The sequence below is a fragment of the Curtobacterium sp. 179-B 9B NHS genome, assembly GCF_045370965.1.
Taxonomy (GTDB): Bacteria; Actinomycetota; Actinomycetes; order Actinomycetales; family Microbacteriaceae; genus Curtobacterium.
In genome coordinates this window covers 1-1,351 of the sequence record NZ_JBIQDQ010000039.1, presented here as the reverse complement: position 1 = coordinate 1,351, position 1,351 = coordinate 1, and the positions used below count along the sequence as shown (strand labels likewise).

Here is a 1,351-nt window from a genome sequence, read left to right as displayed (position 1 = left end):
AACTTCAGCAACACCAGGAAACCCCTGACCGTGATCGGTCAGGGGTTTCCTGCGTTTCCGGGCCGACCCGCACACCGCCACCGCCCTCGACTGCTCGGGCCGTGCGGGCGAGCGCAGCGGCGATCGCACGCTGGCGCGATTGCACGCGATCGGTCACCATCAGAACGTGGCACGACACGTCGGTGATCTGTTCCGGGACGAGCCTGACCAGTGGGGCTGGCGCGGTGACCCGTGGCTGTGGCGAGCTCTCGGTGAGCGGTTCGCGCACGTCACGCTCCCGAGCACGCGAGGTGAGCTCGACGGCATGCTGCGGTGGGGCTTTGCGGCGGAGGTCGGTCGTGCGATGTCGGGAGACGCCGGCGCAGGGGTGTTCGTCGAGCGCTTCGCACACGGCGGGATGTCTTCCGGGCACGTGTCGCCCTCGTGGTGGTCGGCGACCGGCGTGCCCCTCCTCCTGGGGCGGGCCGGTCTCCCGGGTCTCCGGTACGTCGTGCGGAGCATGGTCGAGCAGGACTGGCGGTCGGTGCGAGCGCTCCGGCTCGAGAACGCGGCGGAGAACCCGGTGTCGTACGGCGCCGACCTCCGGACCACCCTCGCGATGACCGAGGACGACTGGCGGCTGCGGGCGCGGCGCGGTACCGGGCGGGACACCACTGCTGTCGTGGCAGTCGCGGAGGACGGGGCGTGGCTGGGGATCATGGCCGCTCAGCTGCCGGCTGACGAGGAGCCTGCCGCGCTGCTCACGGGGGTGTTCGTCCGTCCTCGAGCGCGGGGCCGGGCGAACGGCGTGGCGGACGCGCTCCTCGCGGAGGTCCTCAGCTGGGCAGCCCTCCGTGCCCCGTCGATCCGACTCTGGGTGGACTGCGCTCCGGACGGTGCGCCGGCGCGGGGCTTCTACGCTCGCCACGGCTTCCGCAGGACGGGACGCCGGCGCGCGGCCGACGGGTTGCCGAACGCCGTCATCGAAGAGATGGCGACTGCACTCGAGCTCCCGACCGTCCACGGAAGCAGCGGAGAACCGGGCGAGGAGTGAGTCGGTCGCAACGCTGCAACGCGTCCGCTCATCGCCCGACACGCCCGAGATGTGGCCCCACTTGGCAGCGCGTTCACCTCCGCGTAAAGTTGTACCTCGTTGCCGCTGAGGCGGAGAACGGAACGGCCGAGACGGTCACCAGGGCGAGTACCTGGAGATGCAGTCCGGACGGGGTCCCGCTCGGCAACCAACCACCACCCTGACGAGCTGCAAGGTTCGGCGGATGGTGTCGAGAATCCAAGCCCCTCTGGCGGAGCTCCTTCGTGGAGTCGAGTGGGGGGTGCGTCTGGTCCTTGAGAACTCAACAGCGTGCACATT

1 protein-coding gene is annotated in these 1,351 nt (G+C 70.3%); it reads left to right on the top strand.

Annotated elements, in window-relative coordinates; all coding sequences use genetic code 11:
- The first annotated feature begins 166 nt into the window (after positions 1-166).
- Positions 167-1,033, top strand: a complete 867-nt coding sequence (locus tag ACH0A8_RS16395) for a GNAT family N-acetyltransferase (protein ID WP_406907576.1) — start codon at positions 167-169, stop codon at positions 1,031-1,033.
- Positions 1,034-1,351: the final 318 nt, after the last annotated feature.